The organism is Micromonospora sp. WMMD882, from assembly GCF_027497255.1.
Classification (GTDB): Bacteria; Actinomycetota; Actinomycetes; order Mycobacteriales; family Micromonosporaceae; genus Micromonospora.
Map to the genome: position 1 here is coordinate 4,327,293 of NZ_CP114903.1, position 17,623 is coordinate 4,344,915.

Consider the following 17,623-nt stretch of genomic DNA (forward strand, 5'->3'; position numbering starts at 1 on the left):
TGCAAAGGAGCCGTAGCGTACGTCGATCGACAGTGTTAGCGCTAACAGTCAGCCTTCCGCCACCATGGGAGTCAGCGTGAAAACCCTCCGTCCCCCGCACCTCCGACAGCGACTCCGGCGCTCCGTAGCCGTGCTCGCCGCCCTGGTCTGCGCCGCCGCCCTCGTCCCGGGCGTGGCGAAGGCCGACAACCCGATCGTCCAGCACATCTACACCGCCGACCCGGCGCCGATGGTGCACAACGGCCGGGTGTACCTCTACACCGGTCACGACGAGGACGGCTCCACCTACTTCACCATGCGGGACTGGCGGGTGTTCTCCTCCGCCGACATGGTCAACTGGACCGACCACGGCACCCCGATGAGCCTGGCCACCTTCTCCTGGGCCAGCGCCGACGCCTGGGCCGGGCACGTGATCGCGCGCAACAACAAGTTCTACTGGTACGTGCCGGTGAAGAACCGGTCCACCGGGCGGATGGCCATCGGGGTCGGCGTCGCCGACAGCCCCACCGGCCCGTTCCGGGACGCCATCGGCCGCCCGCTTGTCGAGAACGGCGAGATCGACCCGCACGCGTTCATCGACGACAACGGCCAGGCGTACCTCTACTGGGGCAACCCCAACCTGTGGTACCTGCGGCTCAACAGCGACATGATCTCGGCCTCCGGCGGCCCGACGCAGATCCCGCTGACCACCGCCGGGTTCGGCGCCCGCACCGGTAACGCCAGCCGGCCCACCCTCTACGAGGAGGGCCCCTGGGTCTACAAGCGCAACGGCACGTACTACATGCACTTCGCCGCCGAGTGCTGCGGCGAGTTCCTCGCCTACTCCACCGCCCCCGGGCCCACCGGCCCGTGGACCTACCGGGGCACCGTCATGCCGAGGCAGGGCGCCAGCTTCACCAACCACCCCGGAGTCATCGACTTCAACGGCGGGTCGTACCTCTTCTACCACAACGGCGCGTTGCCCGGCGGCAGCGGCTACACCCGGTCGGTGGCGGTGGAGAGGTTCACCTACCGCAGCGACGGCACCATCCCGACGATGAACATGACCACGGCCGGCGCGCCCCAGGTCGGCACGCTCAACCCGTACGTCCGGCAGGAGGCCGAGACCATCGCCTGGTCCTCCGGCATCGAGACCGAGCCGTCCAGCGAGGGCGGCATGAACGTCGGCTGGATCGACAACAACGACTACATCAAGGTCAAGGGCGTCAACTTCGGCACCGGCGCGAACTCGTTCTCCGCCCGGGTCGCCTCCGCCGGCAACGGCGGACGCATCGAGCTGCGCCTGGACAGCACCAGCGGCCCGGTCGTCGGCACCTGCACGGTGGGCAACACCGGCGGCTACCAGACCTGGACCACCACCACCTGCGGGGTCAGCGGGGCCACCGGCACCCGGGACCTCTTCCTCCGGTTCACCGGCAGCGGCGGCGGCCTGTTCAACGTCAACTGGTGGCAGTTCGCCGGTGGCAGCAGCACCGGCGGCAACCTGGTCACCAACGGCAACGCCGAGAGCGGCACCGCCGGCTGGGGCGTCTTCGGCAGCGGCACCCTGTCGGCCAGCACCAGCGTCGTCCGCAGCGGCAGCCAGTCGCTGTCGATCACCGGGCGTACGGCGTCCTGGAACGGCCCCAGCCAGGACGTGACCGCGAAGCTCACCAACGGCAAGAGCTACACCACGAGCGTCTGGGTACGGTCGCACAGCGGCACGCCCGCCGCGCGGGTCACCCTGGCGCTCACCGCCGACGGCACGACCAACTACGTCGGGCTCGCCCCGAACACGACGGTCAACGCGAACGGCTGGACGCAGCTCACCGGCACCTCGACCGTCTCGTGGAGCGGCACGCTGACCGGCGCCACGGTCTACGTCGAGACCGACTCGGGCACCGACAGCCTCTACCTCGACGACCTCACCATCCAGTAGCACCGCACCTGGCGGGGTCGGGCCGATAACGGCAACCATCGGTCCGACCCCGCGTCAGTAAGGGCCCCTTGCTACACACGAGGCGGCAACAAGGTGCCCCTCCTTGCGCCTCAGCGCTCCAGTACGGCGGTGACGCCCTGGCCGCCGGCCGCGCAGATGGAGATCAGACCCCGTCCGCTACCCCGTTCGGCGAGCAGCTTCGCCAACGTCGCGACGATCCGGCCCCCGGTTGCGGCGAACGGGTGCCCGGCCGCCAACGACGACCCCACCACGTTCAGCTTCTCCCGGTCGATCGCGCCGGGCGCGGTGTCCCGGCCCAGTCGCTCCCGGGCGAACTCGGGCGACTCCCAGGCGGCCAGGGTGGCCAGCACCTGCGACGCGAACGCCTCGTGCAGCTCGTAGAAGTCGAAATCCTGGAGGGCCAGCCCGGCCCGGTCGAGCATCCGGGGCACCGCGTACGCGGGGGCCATCAGCAGGCCCTCGTCGCCGTGCACGAAGTCCACCGCCGCCGTCTGCGACCAGGTGAACCAGGCCAGCACCGGCAGGTTCCGCTCGCGGGCCCACTCCTCGCTGGCCAGCAGCACGGTGGACGCGCCGTCGGTGAGCGGGGAGGAGTTCCCGGCGGTCATGGTGGCCCGCTCGGCGTCCGGGCCCTTGGTGCCGAACACCGGCCGCAGGCCGCCGAGCTTCTCCAGGGTGGTGTCCGGGCGGAGGTTCTGGTCGCGGGTCAGCCCCAGGTAGGGGGTCATCAGGTCGTCGAAGAACCCCCGCTCGTACGCGGCGGCGAGCCGCTGGTGCGAGCGCAGCGCCAACTCGTCCTGCGCCTGCCGGTCGACGCCCCACCGCAGCGCCGTCCGGGCCGCGTGCTCACCCATCGACAGCCCGGTACGCGGCTCCGCGTTGCGCGGCACCTCCGGCCGGAACGGCTGGAGCGGGCGCAGCTTCGCGGCGACCTTCAGCCGCTCGCCGAGCGTCCGGGCCGAGTTGAGTCTGAGCAGTGTACGGCGCATCTCCTCGTTGACCGCCAGCGGCGCGTCGGAGGTGCTGTCGACGCCGCCGGCGATGCCCACGTCGAGCTGCCCGAGGGCGATCTTGTTGGCGACCAGGATGACCGCCTCCAGACCGGTGCCACAGGCCTGCTGGATGTCGTACGCCGGGGTGTGCGGGTCGAGCCGCGAGCCGAGCACCACCTCGCGGGCCAGGTTGAAGTCCTTCGAGTGCTTGAGCACCGCCCCGGCGACCAGCTCGCCGACCCGCTGCCCGGCCAGCCCGAACCGGGCGACCAGGCCGTCGAGGGCCGCGCCGAGCAGGTCGGCGTTGCCGGCGTCGTCGTACCGGGAGTTGGACCGGGCGAACGGGATCCGGTTTCCACCGATCACCGCGACCCGTCGGACGCTCTGCACGATCCCGCCTCCTCAAAACGCTTGCCCTGACCCTACTCACCAGTAGGCTACGCCTATGACCGACAGGTACGCGAGCTTCGTCCAATCCGGGGCCGGCCGCGCGCTGGTCCGGCGCCTGGGCCTGCCCGACCCGCCCCGCCTGCGCCGACACCACCCGGGTGACCCGCTGCTGCCCGGCCCGGCCCTGCTCGGCGCGGCCACCGGCAGCCGCCTCGCCGACCAGGTCGGCCGGATCCTCACCGCCGCCGGCGTCGAGCTGGCCCCGGCCGCGACCAGCACCGACCCGCCGGACAGCGCCGACTCCGCCGCCCGGTTCGGGGCCCTGGTGTACGACGCCACCGGCGTCACCGACTCCGCCGACCTCCGCCAGCTCTACGACTTCTTCCACCCGTACGCGCGCACGCTGCTGCCCAGCGGCCGGGTGATCGTGCTCGGCACGCCGCCCGCCGAGGCGGCCACCCCACGCGAGGCGACCGCCCAGCGGGCCCTCGAAGGGCTGACCCGCAGCATCGGCAAGGAGTTCGGCCGGGGCGTCACCGCGCAGTTGGTATACGTGACCGCGAACGGCGACCCGAGCACCCTGACCGGTCTGGAGGCCACCCTCCGGTTCCTGCTCTCCGGCCGCTCGGCGTACGTCTCCGGGCAGGTGATCCGGGTCGGCGTCGGCACGGCGACCGCCCCGGCCGACTGGGACCGCCCGCTGGACGGGCAGGTCGTCCTGGTCACCGGGGCGGCCCGGGGCATCGGCGCGGCGCTGGCCCGGGTGCTCGCCCGCGACGGCGCGCAGGTCGTCGCGCTGGACATCCCGGAGGCCGGGGACGAGTTGGCCGCGGTGGCCAACGAGGTCGGCGGCACCGCCGTACAGCTCGACCTGACCGCGCCGAACGCGGCCGGCCGGCTCGCCGACCACCTCGCCGCCCGACACGGCCGGGTCGACGCGGTGGCGCACAACGCCGGCATCACCCGGGACCGGACCATCGCCCGGATGGACGTCGACCGTTGGCAGCAGGTGATCGACGTGAACCTGTCCAGCCAGGAACGGATCGACGACGTGCTGCTGGAGCGGGAGCTGCTCCCGCCCGGCGGCCGGCTCGTCTCGGTCTCCTCGATCGCCGGGATCGCCGGCAACCGCGGCCAGACCAACTACGCCACCAGCAAGGCCGGCGTGATCGGCCTGGTCGACTCGCTCGCCCCGGCGCTGGCCGGGCGGGGGATCAGCGTCAACGCGGTAGCGCCCGGGTTCATCGAGACGCGGCTGACCGCCCGGATCCCCGTGGTGCTGCGGGAGGCGGGCCGCCGGATGAACAGCCTGTCCCAGGGCGGGCTGCCGGTCGACGTCGCGGAGACCATCGGCTGGCTGGCCTGGCCGGCGTCCGGCGCGGTCAGCGGCAACGTGGTCCGGGTCTGCGGCCAGAGCCTCCTGGGGGCGTGATGGCCGCCCAGGAGCCCGCAGACACCCCGACCGGCCCGGCGCCGGTAGCCCGGGAGGTGGTCGAGTTGCCGGCGTTGCCGGCGTCCGGGCCGCTGTACCGACGGGCGGTGCTCGGCTCGGTGCCGGGGCTGCTCACCCGGCGGCCGGCCCGCGGCCCGGTGGACGCGTTGCCACCGGTGGAGTTGCGGGTCCGGGGCGTCACCGTCGACCGGACGCGCCTGGCCGACTACGACCGGGTCTGCGGTTTCCCGCTGACCGACCCGCTGCCGGGGACGTTTCCGCACGTCCTGGGCTTTCCACTGGCGTTACGGCTGATCACCGCCCCGGATTTCCCGATCCCGTTGGCCGGGGTCGTGCACATCGCCAACCGGATCACCGTGCGCCGGCTGATCGACGCGGGCGAGCCGATGGACTTCTCCGCGTACGCGGAGAACCTGCGCCCGCACCGGCGCGGCCGGCAGCTCGACGTGGTGCTGGTCGCCTCGGTGTCCGGCGCGGAGGTGTGGCGCGGAGTCTCCACGTATCTGAGCCGGGAGCGCGTCGCCGCCGCCCCACCCGACCAGCCGGAGCCCCCCTCCGACCAGCCGGATCCGGACAGCCCCGGCGGCCGGGGCCCGGCTGCCACCGGGTCGGCGGTGTGGCGGGTCGGTCCACGGGTGGGCCGGGACTACGCCCGGGTGTCGGGTGACCACAATCCGATCCACACCTCCCGGATCGGGGCACGACTGCTCGGCTTCCCGCGTCCGATCGCGCACGGCATGTGGAGCAAGGCCCGCTGCCTGGCCGCGCTGGCGTCCCGCCTGCCGTCCGCGTACACGGTCGACGTGGCCTTCCGACTGCCCGTCCCGCTGCCGTCCACGGTCGCCTTCGCCACCACCCCCGAGGGCGCGTTCGCCCTGCACGACCCACGTACCGGCCGCCCGCACCTGTTGGGCCAACTGACTCCCCCGGCAGTCGGCTGATCAGCCTCGGCCCTACTTGCTTCCCGGCGTCGACGGCCGCGCGGCTCGGTCCTTCGGGGTCCCGGCCGCCCGGGGCGGGCCGCCCAGGGGCAGGCCCGAGGGTCTGCCTTTGGGTGATTCGTGAGCTCTGCCCTCGGGGGAGCGGCATACGCGGTGACTCGCTTTAGAGCTGCCCCATATCTGGGGCGGACGGACGCCACCACCGGCACCGCAGGGCCAGGGCCGGTCCGCCCGAGGCCGGGCTGCGTCCGCCCGAGGCCGGGCTGCGTCCGCCTGAGGTCACGTCCGCACTCCGGATCTTGTCCACGCCGCCGTGGTCCTCCGCTCCGGACCCACATCCGTGTTCAGTCACGTCCGCCTTGGACGCCGGCGCTTGACGGAGAGCGCTGACGCCATGCCAGCCGTGGGGGCCACATCCGCTGATCCGGGGCGGGACCACAACGCCCGCCCGATCGTCCGGCACGGCGTGACCTACCTGCCGCTCGCCCGGACGGACCGGACCGGGCGGCCCCAACCGCCGGCCGCACGTCGCAGGTCACGACGGGCCACGGGCCACGGCCACACTGGTGGCACAGGCACAGACGCAGGCGCAGGCGGCGGCAGCAGTGGCGGCGGCAGCAGTGGCGGCGGCAGTGGCGGCGGCAGTGGCGGCAGTGGCGGTGGCGGCAGTGGCGGTGGGCGGCGGTGAAGGCGGTGGCGGTGGCGGCGGCGGTGAGGGCGGTGGTCGTGGCGGTGAAGGCGGTGGTCGTGGCGGTGCCCCAGATCTGGGGCAGCTCCAAAGGCAGCGAAAGGGAGCACCTCTCCCCGGGCTGATACCCGACGCCGGACCAACCCCGACCTCGCCCCACAGACCAGCCCGACCGACAGACCACCACCGACCCACAGACCACCCACTCCTGGGCCACGCCCGATCAGCAGACCAGCGCGGCGGGCAGATCGGCCCGACCCCTGACCCGCCGGTCGGCGAGCCAGGCCAGCCGCAGCCGGCGCCGGTAGGACCCGGGGCGGCGGGGGTGGACAGTCACCCGATCGTGAGCTAAGTTATTCTCAGATTGAGTTGTTCTCCAAGTGAGAGGGACGGGTTCCGGTGGACGAGCAGGAGTTTCTTGCGGCGTACGACCCCAGCGCCTACCCGGCGGTGGCCGTGACCGTGGACGTGGTCGCGCTGACCATCCGCGAGGGCGCGCTGCACCTGCTGCTCATCCGGCGCGGCCAACCGCCGTACGCGGGGCACTGGGCGCTGCCCGGCGGCTTCGTCCGCCCGGACGAGGACCTGGCCACCGGCGCGCGCCGGGAGTTGGCCGAGGAGACCGGCCTGGGTGACGAGCGGATGCGCCGGGTCCACCTGGAGCAGCTCGGCAGCTACGGCGAGCCGGACCGGGACCCGCGGATGCGGATCGTGTCCGTGGCCCACCTCGCGTTCGCCCCCGACCTGCCCGACCCGGTCGCCGACAGCGACGCCGCCGAGGCGCTCTGGCAGCCGGTGGCCACGTTGAGCAGCCGGCAGCTCGCCTTCGACCACGGTCGGATCATTGCCGACGGGTTGGAGCGGGCCCGGTCCAAGCTGGAGTACACGCCACTGGCCACCCGCTTCCTCGAAGCCGAGTTCACCATCGGTGAGCTGCGCGGCGTCTACGAGACGGTCTGGGGTCACCCGCTGCACGCCGGCAACTTCCACCGCAAGGTGCTCTCGGTGCCGGGGTTCGTGGAGAGCACCGGGGCCAGCACCGAGCGCGGCGGGACGCGCGGCGGCCCCCGCGCCAAGCTCTACCGGGCCGGCGACGCCCGGCTGCTCCACCCGGCGCTGCTGCGCCCCGCCCGGGAGGAGACCATCCGATGAGGACGGACGAGGCGATCACCCTGGTCGTGGCGGCCCGTACCGGGGCCGAGCTGTTCGGCGTCGACGCGCCGGCCCGCCGCTACCGCGAGCTGGTGGCGGCGCTGCACCCCGACCGGCTGGGCGCGGCAGACGACCGGGTACGCGCCGCCGCCACCGACGCGTTCGTCCAGGTCACAAGCTGGTGGCGGGCCGGCCGGGGGGGGCCGGCCCGCCACCGGACCGCTCGACCTCGGCGGCTACCGGCTCGGCCCGCTCGCGTACGCCGGTGACCTGGCCGACCTGTACGACGTCGGCGCGGACCGGCTGCTGAAACTGCCCCGCGACCCGGCCGACAACGACCTGCTGGCCCGGGAGGCGTACGCCCTGCGCGCCATCGAGGAGCACGGCGACCCGCGCTACCTGCCGTACGTGCCCCGGCTGGTCGACTCGTTCCGGCACCGGGACACCGACACCGGGGCGGAACGGCGGGTCAACGTGCTGGCCGCCGTACCGGGACTGCGCAGCCTGGCCGACGTGCGCCGGGCGTACCCGGACGGGTTGGACGCCCGCGACGTGGCCTGGATGTGGCGGCGGCTGCTGGTCGCGCTCGGCCTGGCCCACCGGGCCGGCGTGACGCACGGCGCGGTGCTGCCGCCGCACGTGCTGATCGAGCCGGACGGGCACGGCGTGGTGCTCGTCGACTGGTGCTTCTCCGCCGCGCCCGGCCGCGCCGTGCCGGCGCTGGTCCCCGACTTCGAGGACTGGTACCCGGAGGAGATCCTCCGGAAGCGGCCCTGCGGGCCGGGCACCGACATCTGGCTGGCGACGGGCTGCATGACCTGGCTGATGGGCCGGCACGCCCCGCGCGAGCTGCTCGCCTTCGCGCGGGGCTGCCGGCAGCGGCCCCTGAACCGCCGCCCGGACGACGCCTGGCGGCTGCTCGGCGAGCTCGACGAGGTGCTGGAACGGCTGTACGGGCCGCGCGCCTTCCGACCCTTCACCCTCAACCCCTAAGGAGGCTGCCATGGGCAGCGGAGTCTGGTCCACCGACGTGTACGACGCGGCCAAGCGGTACCGCCGGGCCACCGGCAAGAGCGCGTTCTCGTACAGCGACAGCGGGGCCCGTACGGTGCACCCGGCGCTCGACCCGCGCGGCGCGACCCGGGAGGCCCGGGACTCGACCGAGCACCCGCAGTCGACACCCATCGCGGTGCTGTTCGACGTGACCGGCTCGATGGGACACGTGCCACGTACCCTCCAGGCCAAGCTGCCGCAACTGCTCGGGCTGCTGCAACGTCAGGGGTACGCCCGGGACCCGCAGCTCATGTTCGGCGCGATCGGCGACGCCACCTGCGACCGGGCGCCGTTGCAGGTCGGCCAGTTCGAGTCGGACAACCGGATGGACGACGACCTCGGCCGGATCGTGCTGGAGGGCGGCGGTGGCGGCCAGATGATGGAGTCCTACGAGCTGGCCATGTACTTCATGGCCCGGCACACCGTCACCGACTCGTGGGAGAAGCGCGGCCGGCGCGGCTACCTGTTCATCATCGGTGACGAGCTGGCCTACCCCCGGGTGGACCGGCGGCAGGTGGAGCGGCTGATCGGTGACCGGCCGGGCGAGGACGTGCCGCTGACCCAGGTGGTCGACGAGCTGACCCGCCGCTGGGACACGTACTACCTGCTCCCGGCCGGCAGCCACTACTCGGGTAACCGCAAGGTGCTGGACTTCTGGCGTGGGCTGTTCGGGCAGCGGGCGGTCACGCTGGACGACCTGGACGCGGTCTGCGAGACCATCGCGCTCGCCGTGGGCCTCGGCGAACAGGCCATCGACCTGGAGCAGGGGCTGGCGGACCTGGCCCGGCACGGCTCGACGGCCACCGGCACGGTCTCCCGGGCGCTGGCCCGGCTGGGCGACGACCGGGGCCCCGTGACGCGGGGCGGCAGCGGGGTGGCCCGTACCGGGCGGGGCAGCGGAGTCACCCGGCTGTGAGCCACGTGATGGTGGTCGACCTCGGCTACGGCGACGCCGGCAAGGGCACCGTGGTGGACTGGCTCTGCGCGACCCGGCCGGTCCACACGGTGGTCCGGTTCAACGGAGGCGCGCAGGCGGCGCACAACGTCGTCCTGCCCGACGGGCGGCAGCACACGTTCGCCCAGTTCGGGGCGGGCACCTTCCGGCCCGGCGTACGGACCCACCTGTCCCGGCACGTGGTGGTGGACCCGCTGGCCCTGGCCGCCGAGGCCGACCATCTCGCCTCGGTCGGGGCGCCGGACGCGTTGGACAGGTTGACTGTCGACGGGGCGGCGCTGCTGGCCACCCCGTACCACCGGGCCGCCAACCGGGCCCGGGAGCTCGCCCGGGGCGCCGACCGGCACGGCTCCTGCGGGCTGGGGGTGGGCGAGACCGTCGCGTACGGTCTCGCCCACCCCGACGAGGCCCCCCGGGTCGCCGACTGCCGCCACCCCGGGCTGCTGCGGCGCCGGCTGACCGTGCTGCGGGACCGGCTGACCGCCGAGCTGGGCCCACTGGACGCCCCGTCCGTCGAGGACTGCCTGCCCGCGTTCACCGGGTTCGCCGAGCGGGTGGCGATCGTCGACGGGACGTACCTGGCCGGGGCGCTACGCGCCGGGACGTGCGTGTTCGAGGGGGCCCAGGGGGTGCTGCTGGACGAGTGGCACGGCTTCCATCCGTACACGACGTGGAGCACCACCACGTTCGCCAACGCGGAGGAGCTGCTCGCCGAGGCGGGGCTGGCCGGGACGGCGCGACGGCTGGGCGTACTGCGGATCACCACCACCCGCCACGGGCCGGGGCCGCTGGTCACCGAGGACCCGGCGTTGCCGTTCACCGACCCGCGTAACCCGACGAACCCGTGGCAGGGCCGGTTCCGGTTCGGGCACTTCGACGCCGTCGCCCACCGGTACGCCCTGGCGGTGGCCGGCGGGGTGGACGCCCTCGCGCTCACCCACCTCGACCTGGCCGAGGCCGCCGGGGGCACTCCACTTCCAGGAGAACGGGGCTTCGGGGCGGGGCGAAGCCGCCAGATCCGTGAAACGGAGTGGATCATCGGCGGGGCACCCGCCGGGGGCGTCGCGCCGCCCGCCGGGCTGTCGGGCGGGTCGGGCGGGGGCCGTCCGGTCGCTGCCGGGACGGCGCTGCGGATCTGTCACCGGTACGACGGCCTGGACCGGTTGGACCCCGGCCCGCCGGGCGACCTGGAACGGCAGGCGGCGCTCACCGCGCGACTCCAGGCGGCCCGCCCGGCGTACGCGGACGACGGCCCGCCGGCCGACTGGGTGACGGCGGTCGAGGAGGCGCTCGACGTGCCGGTGGCGCTCACCTCGCACGGCCCGACCGCCGCGCACAAGCGGCCCCGGCAACCACGGTGGCCCCGACGGCTCACTCCTGCTCGGGCCGCCAGGTGACTCCGCGGAGCAGTTGGTCCGCCCCCAGCCAGGCCACGTTCATCATCCGGGTGGCGGTCTTCTCCGGGTCCGCCTCGGGGTGGTCGGCCAGCCAGTCGGCGAGCGACTCGGACGCGCCGACCAGCGCGTACGCGACGACTTCCAGGTCGGTCTCGCGGACCTCGCGTCCGCGGGCGCGCAGCGCGTGGTCGAGCATGCCGGCGACCACCTCGACCAGCCGGTCGCGCATGGCGGCGAGTTCCCGGGCGAACCGCTGCTCGCCCCGGGCCTGCCGGTAGAGGACGATCCAGCCGTCCCGGTGCCGGCCGACGAACCCGAAGAACGCCCGCAGCCCCCGCCAGAGCCGAACGTCCGCCGGCAGGTCGGGGGCCGCCGCGCCGGCGATGGCCTCCACCATCCGGGCTGCCTCCCGGTGCAGGCAGGCGATGAAGAGTTCTTCCTTCGTGCCGAGATAGGCGTAGACCATCGGTTTGGAGATGCCGGCGTCTTCGGCTATCTCGTCCATGCTGGCAGCATGGAAACCCCTGCTCGAGAAGGCTCGGACGGCCGCGTCGAGCATCTGTTGCTCGCGGGCGGCACGGGGCAGGCGGCGGAACGCGGGCGGGCTGGACACCTTGCGAGCATACCTACCCGTACGTAAGGTTACGCCGGAGTAGGTAAGCCGATCGTCCGGAAGGTACCCCATGACTGACTTCGACCCGGCCACGTTCGCATCGGTCGGCCCCAAGGAGTTCTCCAAGCTCGTCAAGACCACGCCCGACAAGAAGATCGCCGAGATCATGGCCGGCGAGCACCGTGGCAAGATCCTCGACGAGGTCTTCAACCGGATGCCGACGATCTTCCGGCGGGAGAAGGCCGGCGCGACCAACGCCGTGCTGCACTGGAACATCACCGGCGGCCCCGGGGGCGGCACCGACACGTACGAGGTCGTCATCGCCGACGGCACCTGTGTGGTCAACCCGACTCCGCAGCACGACCCGAAGCTGAGCCTGACCCTCGGTCCGGTCGAGTTCCTCAAGATCGTCTCGGGCAACGGCAACCCGGCCATGATGTTCATGACCGGCAAGCTCAAGGCGAAGGGTGACCTCGGCTTGGCGGCCAACATTCCCAACCTGTTCGACATCCCCAAGGCCTGACCCCGGTCGACGGCGCGAGGAAGGGCCCCTTCCTCGCGCCGCGCGCCTGCCGGCACCCACCGTCCACAGTGGTAAGTTCGGGCGTTTTCCTCGAACGGCCCACGGTAGGAGCTGCCATGGCAGGTGTGCGTCGGCGGCGGACGCTCGGCCTCTTCACCCTCGGGGCGTCCGCGGCGACAGCCGGCGCGCTGTGGCTCACCACCGGGCCGGACGATCCGGCGGTCGTCCAGAGCCGGTGGGGGCGACCCACCCCGCCCGCCAGCAACGCCACCGGCGTCGGCCCGCACCCGGTCGAGCGGGAGAACCGGGCCGCCGGCCGGCCCTGGCCGCCCACCGGCGACCGCCGGCCCGGCGTCGACGACCGCCGCCGCCAGATCCAGGGGTACGCCTCGACGACGAGCGTCGCGCCCGGCGGAACCGTCGACTTCCACGTCGCCACGCAGCCCGCCGGGGCGTACCGGATCTCGGTCCTCCGGCTCGGCTGGTACGGCGGCGCCGGCGCGCGGGAGCTGCTGACCAGCCCGGAGCTGCCCGGTCGCCCCGAGCCGGTGCCCGCCCCCGACCCGGTCACCGGGGCGCTGATCTGCCGCTGGCCGGTCTCCTGGACGCTGCGGGTCCCCGACGACTGGGTCTCCGGCCTCTACCAGGCGGTGTTCACCTCCGCCGACGGCTGGCACGCCTACACCCCGTTCGTGGTACGCGACGACCGGCGGGCCGCCGCGCTCTGCGTGGTGCTGCCGTTCACCACGTACCAGGCGTACAACCAGTGGCCGATGGACGGGGTGGCCGGAAAGAGCCTCTACTACGGGTACCGGGCCGGTGGGCTGGACTACCCGCGACGGTCCCTGACCGTGTCCTTCGACCGCCCGTACGCGAACGAGGGCCGACCCAAGCACCTCGACCGGGAACACGACCTGATCCGCTGGGCGGAACGGAACTCGTTCGACGTCACGTACGCGACCAGCGAGGACCTGCACCTCGGCCGGCTCGACCCGACCCGGCACCGGGGGATCGTGTTCGGCGGCCACGACGAGTACTGGTCCGCGCCGATGCGGCAGGCCGCCGAGCGTGCGGTGACCGTCGGCGCCAGTCTGGCGTTCCTCGCCGCGAACAGCGTCTACTGGCACGCCCGGCTGGCCCCGGCGGCGGACGGTCGCCCCGCCCGGCTGCTCACCTGCTGCAAGACCTCACCCGACCCGTGGGCGGACCACGCCGGCCCCACCACGTACTGGCGCAGCGTCGCCCCGGACGGCAGCCGCGCCGAGCAGGGCCTGCTCGGCGTGCAGTACAACGGCATTTTGCCCGACCCGCAGCCGCTGGTGGTCCGCTCGGCCGACCACTGGTTCTGGGCCGGCGCAGGCGTCACCGACGGTGACCGGATCCCCGGCCTGGTCGGCGGGGAGGCGGACGGCCGCTCCGCCGGCTACCCGAAACCGGCGGCGGTCAGCGGGGCGACGCTGAGCGCGTCGCCGTACCAGACCCGCTACCGGCAGCGCCGTACGCAGCACACCCACCTGTACGAGACGCCGCAGGGCGGGGTGGTCTTCGCCGCCGGGACGTTGCACTGGACGATGGCCCTGGACCGCCCCGGCCACCGGGACGAACGCGTCGAACGGGCCACCGCCAACCTGCTGACCCGGATGGCCCGCCCCCGCTGACCGCCCCGGCCACCACCGGCCGCCGTGGCACGCCGGGCGCCGGGCAGTGGTCAGGCCGGCAAGCGGATCTCGCCGCGTACCGCCGCCCCGGCGATGTCCCGCCGGTGCTGTGAGCCGGCCAGCTCCACCCCGCCCACCAGCGCGTACGCGGCGTCGCGGGCGGCGGCCAGGCTCGGGCCGGCGGCCGTGGCGCAGAGCACCCGCCCACCGGCGGAGCGCAGCGTGCCGTCCTCGGCCCGGCGGGTGCCGGCATGGATGATCCCCGGCCGCTCCGCCCCGGTGATCACGTCGCCGGTACGCGGACTGCCCGGGTAGTTGCCGGCGGCCACCACCACGGTCACCGCCGCGCCGTCCTGCCAGCGCAACGCCGGGTGCCCGGCCAGCGTGCCGGTGGCCGCCGCGTGCAGCAGCCCGCCGAGCGGCGACTCCAGCAGGGCCAGCACGACCTGGGTCTCCGGGTCGCCGAACCGGGCGTTGAACTCGATCACCCGGGGGCCGGCGGCGGTGATGGCCAGCCCGACGTAGAGCAGACCGGCGAACGGCGTGCCCCGCCGGCGCATCTCGGCGAGCGTCGGTCGCACCACGTCGGCCATCACCTCGTCGACCAGGCCGGACGGGGCCCAGGGCAGCGGCGCGTACGCCCCCATGCCGCCGGTGTTCGGGCCGGTGTCACCGTCGCCGATCCGCTTGAAGTCCTGGGCCGGCAGCAGCGGCACCGCCGCTTCGCCGTCGGTGACCACGAACAGCGACACCTCGGGGCCGGCGAGGTACTCCTCGACGACCACCCGTCCGCACTCGGCGGCGTGGGCCAGCGCGGCGGCCCGGTCGTCGGTGACCACGACGCCCTTGCCGGCGGCCAGCCCGTCGTTCTTCACCACGTACGGCGGCCCGAACTCGTCGAGCGCCTTCGCCGTCTCCGTCTCGTCCACACAGGTGTACGCGCGGGCGGTGGGCACTCCGGCGGCGGTCATCACGTCCTTGGCGAACGTCTTGGAGCCTTCCAGCCGGGCGGCCTCGGCGGACGGCCCGAAGCAGGCGACGCCCTTGGCGCGTACCGCGTCGGCGACCCCGGCGACCAGCGGCGCCTCCGGCCCGATCACCACCAGGTCGACGGCCTCCTCGACGGCCAGCCGGGTGACCGCGGCGGCGTCCGTCGGGTCGACCGCCCGCAGCTCCGCCACGCCCGCGATGCCCGGGTTACCCGGCGCCGCCAGCACCGCGGTCACGCCCGGATCCCGCGCCAACCCCAGGGCCAGCGCATGCTCGCGCCCCCCGCCACCCACCACAAGTACCCGCACGTCGGAGCATCCTACCCACCCCCTCCCCCACCCCGTTGATCGAGAAGTTTCCGTCCCAGATCCCGGGTCACCAGCGGGCGGGAAGGTCGGGGGTGGGAGGGGTCAGGGGAGGAGGGGGTGGCGGGTGACGTTCTCCTCGCGGCCGGGGCCGACGCCGACCACGCTGACCCGGGTGCCGCAGAGCTCCTCGACACGGGCGATGTAGCGGCGGGCGTTCTCGGGCAGGTCGTCCTCGGTGCGGGCCTTGCTGATGTCCTCCCACCAGCCGTCCAGCTCCTCGTAGACCGGCCGGGCGTGGTGGAAGTCGGTCTGCGTCATCGGCATGTCGTCGAACCGCTCGCCGTTGATCTCGTACCCGACGCAGATCGGCACCTTGGTCAGGCCGGTCAGCACGTCCAGCTTCGTGACGACCAGGTCGGTGACGCCGTTGAGCCGGCACGCGTACCGGGCCACCACCGCGTCGAACCAGCCGCAGCGCCGCTCCCGGCCGGTGGTCGTGCCGTACTCGTGGCCGATCTTGCGCAGGTGCTGGCCGTTGTCGTCGAACAGCTCCGTCGGGAACGGCCCGGAGCCGACCCGGGTCGTGTACGCCTTGCTCACCGCGATCACCTTCGTGATGGCGGTCGGCGGGACGCCCGCCCCCACGCACGCCCCGCCGGCCGTCGGGTTCGACGAGGTGACGAAGGGGTACGTGCCGTGGTCCATGTCGAGCATGGTGGCCTGGGCGCCCTCCAGCAGCACCGTCTCGCCCCGGTCCAGGGCGTCCCAGAGCATCACCCGGGTCTCCGCGATGTACGGCCGCAGCCGCTCCGCGTAGGCCAGATACTCCTCGACGGTGGACTCGACGTCGATCGCCTTGCGGTTGTACACCTTGAACAGCATCTGGTTCTTCTCGCGCAGCGCGAGCTCCAGCTTCTTGTGCAGGATGCCCGGGTCGAGGAGGTCCTGGAGCCGGATGCCCATCCGGGCCACCTTGTCGCCGTACGCGGGGCCGATGCCCCGGCCGGTGGTGCCGATCCGGGACGAGCCGAGGTACCGCTCGACGACCCGGTCCAGCGCCCGGTGGTGCGGCATGATCAGGTGCGCGTCGCCGGAGATCCGCAGCCGGGAGACGTCCACGCCCCGCTCGGCGAGCCCGTCGATCTCGGCCAGCAGCACCTTCGGGTCGACCACCACGCCGTTACCGATGACGATCATCGCGTTCGGGGAGAGCGCGCCCGACGGCATCAGGTGCAGCGCGTACTTCTGCCCGTCCGGGGTGATCACCGTGTGGCCGGCGTTGTTGCCGCCGGAGTAACGCACGACGTAGTCGACCCGCTCGCCCAGCAGGTCGGTAACCTTGCCCTTGCCCTCGTCGCCCCACTGAGCGCCGAGAAGCACGATCGCTGGCATCTTCACCGCCTCCGGGGGGCTCGGGTGCCAGGTGGCGACCGCGTGGCAAGCCCGAGGTGTCAGGCTAACAGTGGTGAAGGCGCAGCCGGCAGGGGCTGCGTGACGAGGCAGGAGGCCCTCTCCGGTGTACGACGTGGTGCTGCTCACCCTCGGCTCGGAGCGCGACGCGGCGGGGGCGTGCGGCGGCGGTGACGGCGCCGGGGGCTGCTGCGGCGCGGCCGACGCGCTCGACGCGAGCCCCGGGAAGGCCGCCGACGAGCGCTGCGAGACGCCCCGGGTGCCGGTGCTGGCCTGCGCGGACGCGCTCACCGACCGGGGCGCCCGGGTGACCACGGTCACCGCCCGGTCGGACGTCGAGATCGACGCGGTGCTGGCCCGGCTGGACGCCCCGGCCCGCCCGGACGGCCTGGACTGGCCGGACCCGGACTCGAAGACCAGGCTGGTCGTCGCCACGGCCAGTGACGGCCAGTTGCGGGCCGTCCTCCGCCGACTCGTCCGGCGGTACGCGCCACCGCCCAGTCGCCGCCCCGACGACCTGCCCGGGAACCGTACGGTGCCGGATCTGCCGCCGATCGGCGTACTCCCGCTCGATCCGGCCCGGAGCACCACGCAGCGTGACCTGGCGGGGCAGCTCGGGCTGCCCCGGGAGCCGGCGGCGGTGGCCGCCGCGGTGCTGGACGGCCGGGTACGCCGGCTCGACCTGCTCCGCAACGACGGCGGCTCGGTCACCCTGGACGGGGCCCTGCTCGGGGCCTCCGACGAGTCCGGCCGACCGCTCTACTGGCGGGGCCGGGTGGAGGTCGACGACGCCGTCCTCAGCGCCGGCGAGGAGCCGCTGCTGGCCTGCGCGGTCGGCAACGCCGGCGGGTACGCGAACCTCGCCGGGCTGCCGTTGCTGACCGGCCCGGACCCGGCCGACGGGATCGTGGAGGTCGCGGTGGCCGTTCCCGTGGTGGCCCGCTCCGCGTTGGGCAGGAAGCGGGTCCGTTTCGAGGTACGCCGGGCCCGTGGCCGGGCCGTCGCCGTGCTGCCCCGCGACGAGCGGATCCCGTACCTCGACGACGGCGTCGAGGGGGAGTTGAGCCGCAAGCGGTCCTGGTGGATCGAGCCGGGAGCGTGGGCGGTCTACCGCGCCTGACCGTGCCGGGTCCGGGCGTCCGGCTGCGGCTACCGCCCGGT

Annotated in this window: 16 protein-coding genes; 12 read left to right on the forward strand and 4 right to left on the reverse strand. The window is 73.8% G+C overall.

Annotation, left to right across the window (positions count from 1 at the left end; all coding sequences use genetic code 11):
• The first annotated feature begins 76 nt into the window (after positions 1–76).
• A complete protein-coding gene (locus O7606_RS18255) occupies positions 77–1,918 on the forward strand; it encodes a family 43 glycosylhydrolase (protein ID WP_281595236.1) in 1,842 nt (613 codons plus the stop codon).
• Positions 1,919–2,028: 110 nt separating this feature from the next.
• Here O7606_RS18255 and O7606_RS18260 read toward each other — a convergent pair whose 3' ends face one another.
• Positions 2,029–3,321: an acetyl-CoA C-acetyltransferase gene (locus O7606_RS18260; RefSeq protein ID WP_281595237.1), complete on the reverse strand. Its 1,293-nt coding sequence runs from the start codon at positions 3,319–3,321 to the stop codon at positions 2,029–2,031.
• A 55-nt stretch (positions 3,322–3,376) separates the two neighbouring features.
• Between O7606_RS18260 and O7606_RS18265 the strand changes: the two genes are divergently transcribed.
• From O7606_RS18265 to O7606_RS18300, 8 genes are all read left to right on the forward strand, one after another.
• Positions 3,377–4,753 (forward strand): 3-oxoacyl-ACP reductase, encoded by a 1,377-nt coding sequence (locus O7606_RS18265; RefSeq protein WP_281595238.1) that lies wholly within the window; start codon positions 3,377–3,379, stop codon positions 4,751–4,753.
• Positions 4,753–5,715, forward strand: coding sequence for a MaoC/PaaZ C-terminal domain-containing protein (locus O7606_RS18270; protein WP_281595239.1), 963 nt, complete (start codon positions 4,753–4,755; stop codon positions 5,713–5,715). Before O7606_RS18265 ends, O7606_RS18270 begins: the two co-directional genes overlap by 1 nt.
• A gap of 684 nt (positions 5,716–6,399) precedes the next feature.
• Positions 6,400–6,528 (forward strand): hypothetical protein, encoded by a 129-nt coding sequence (locus O7606_RS18275; protein ID WP_281595240.1) that lies wholly within the window; start codon positions 6,400–6,402, stop codon positions 6,526–6,528.
• A 274-nt stretch (positions 6,529–6,802) separates the two neighbouring features.
• On the forward strand, positions 6,803–7,555 hold the full coding sequence (locus O7606_RS18280) for an NUDIX domain-containing protein (protein WP_281595241.1): 753 nt from the start codon (positions 6,803–6,805) through the stop codon (positions 7,553–7,555).
• A complete protein-coding gene (locus O7606_RS18285; protein WP_281595242.1) occupies positions 7,552–7,824 on the forward strand; it encodes a hypothetical protein in 273 nt (90 codons plus the stop codon). The genes O7606_RS18280 and O7606_RS18285 overlap by 4 nt, the downstream gene beginning before the upstream one ends.
• A gap of 139 nt (positions 7,825–7,963) precedes the next feature.
• Positions 7,964–8,548, forward strand: a complete 585-nt coding sequence (locus O7606_RS18290) for a hypothetical protein (RefSeq protein WP_281595243.1) — start codon at positions 7,964–7,966, stop codon at positions 8,546–8,548.
• Positions 8,549–8,558: 10 nt separating this feature from the next.
• Complete coding sequence (locus O7606_RS18295; RefSeq protein ID WP_281595244.1) at positions 8,559–9,524, forward strand: hypothetical protein; 966 nt, start codon at positions 8,559–8,561, stop codon at positions 9,522–9,524.
• Complete coding sequence (locus O7606_RS18300) at positions 9,521–10,960, forward strand: adenylosuccinate synthetase (protein WP_281595245.1); 1,440 nt, start codon at positions 9,521–9,523, stop codon at positions 10,958–10,960. Before O7606_RS18295 ends, O7606_RS18300 begins: the two co-directional genes overlap by 4 nt.
• Here the strand turns inward: O7606_RS18300 and O7606_RS18305 are convergent.
• Complete coding sequence (locus O7606_RS18305) at positions 10,935–11,573, reverse strand: TetR/AcrR family transcriptional regulator (protein ID WP_281595246.1); 639 nt, start codon at positions 11,571–11,573, stop codon at positions 10,935–10,937. The genes O7606_RS18300 and O7606_RS18305 overlap by 26 nt on opposite strands.
• Before the next feature lie 70 nt (positions 11,574–11,643).
• Between O7606_RS18305 and O7606_RS18310 the strand changes: the two genes are divergently transcribed.
• Positions 11,644–12,096: an SCP2 sterol-binding domain-containing protein gene (locus O7606_RS18310; RefSeq protein WP_281595247.1), complete on the forward strand. Its 453-nt coding sequence runs from the start codon at positions 11,644–11,646 to the stop codon at positions 12,094–12,096.
• A gap of 116 nt (positions 12,097–12,212) precedes the next feature.
• Positions 12,213–13,754, forward strand: a complete 1,542-nt coding sequence (locus O7606_RS18315; protein WP_281595248.1) for a N,N-dimethylformamidase beta subunit family domain-containing protein — start codon at positions 12,213–12,215, stop codon at positions 13,752–13,754.
• A 50-nt stretch (positions 13,755–13,804) separates the two neighbouring features.
• On the opposite strand, the gene purD is transcribed toward O7606_RS18315, so the two are convergent.
• Both purD and O7606_RS18325 read right to left on the reverse strand, forming a co-directional pair.
• A complete protein-coding gene (gene purD, locus O7606_RS18320; protein WP_281595249.1) occupies positions 13,805–15,052 on the reverse strand; it encodes a phosphoribosylamine--glycine ligase in 1,248 nt (415 codons plus the stop codon).
• Between the two features lie 102 nt (positions 15,053–15,154).
• The gene (locus O7606_RS18325) at positions 15,155–16,444 is read right to left on the reverse strand and encodes an adenylosuccinate synthase (protein WP_281595250.1); all 1,290 of its coding nucleotides are present in this window, start codon (positions 16,442–16,444) and stop codon (positions 15,155–15,157) included.
• A gap of 124 nt (positions 16,445–16,568) precedes the next feature.
• On the opposite strand from O7606_RS18325, the gene O7606_RS18330 reads away from it, so the two are divergent.
• On the forward strand, positions 16,569–17,582 hold the full coding sequence (locus O7606_RS18330) for a hypothetical protein (RefSeq protein ID WP_281595251.1): 1,014 nt from the start codon (positions 16,569–16,571) through the stop codon (positions 17,580–17,582).
• The last annotated feature ends 41 nt before the right edge of the window (positions 17,583–17,623 follow it).

Bases quoted from the DNA above. Each gene is read 5' to 3' on its own strand.
- O7606_RS18265 (WP_281595238.1), top strand. From the start codon at position 3,377: ATGACCGACAGGTACGCGAGCTTCGTCCAATCCGGGGCCGGCCGCGCG.
- O7606_RS18270 (WP_281595239.1), top strand. From the start codon at position 4,753: ATGGCCGCCCAGGAGCCCGCAGACACCCCGACCGGCCCGGCGCCGGTA.
- O7606_RS18285 (WP_281595242.1), top strand. From the start codon at position 7,552: ATGAGGACGGACGAGGCGATCACCCTGGTCGTGGCGGCCCGTACCGGG.
- O7606_RS18295 (WP_281595244.1), top strand. From the start codon at position 8,559: ATGGGCAGCGGAGTCTGGTCCACCGACGTGTACGACGCGGCCAAGCGG.
- O7606_RS18310 (WP_281595247.1), top strand. From the start codon at position 11,644: ATGACTGACTTCGACCCGGCCACGTTCGCATCGGTCGGCCCCAAGGAG.
- O7606_RS18315 (WP_281595248.1), top strand. From the start codon at position 12,213: ATGGCAGGTGTGCGTCGGCGGCGGACGCTCGGCCTCTTCACCCTCGGG.
- O7606_RS18325 (WP_281595250.1), bottom strand. From the start codon at position 16,444: ATGCCAGCGATCGTGCTTCTCGGCGCTCAGTGGGGCGACGAGGGCAAG.